Annotated in this window: 1 pseudogene; it reads right to left on the minus strand. The window is 38.9% G+C overall.

Going from position 1 to position 383, the window contains the following annotated elements:
* Positions 1 to 296 (minus strand): annotated as a pseudogene (locus DW036_RS25350) (tetratricopeptide repeat protein); the annotation flags it as partial.
* Positions 297 to 383: the final 87 nt, after the last annotated feature.

The following is a 383-nucleotide window of genomic DNA, read 5'->3' on the forward strand; positions in this document are numbered from 1 at the left end:
TTTTTTGCAAGTGAAATGGCAGTCAGATATTCTTTGACTGCCTCTCCGCACAGATTTGCATCTCTATATATACATCCTTTGTAATAATACGCTTTCGCCTGCATTTGTACATCTCCAATAGAATCATAATACTGCACAGCCGTCCGTATCAATGAATCATCAGTTTGTACAATATAGTTTTTGTCTCTGGCTTGCGTCAGTAGCAGAGCATAGTAAGCGCGATCCGCCTGTACTGTCAGTTGTTGAGATTCTATGCTTTCCAGAATATGCAATGCGCTGTCCGGATATTCTTCCATTAACGAATCTGCTTGTACTAACAGTATATTGTGATTGTGCTGTCGTGTACATGAGTTTAGTAAAAGAAAACTTATTAGCCATATTGT

Origin of the sequence: Bacteroides sp. AF39-11AC (assembly GCF_003474285.1) — a bacterium.
In the GTDB taxonomy this organism is placed as follows: Bacteria; Bacteroidota; Bacteroidia; order Bacteroidales; family Bacteroidaceae; genus Bacteroides.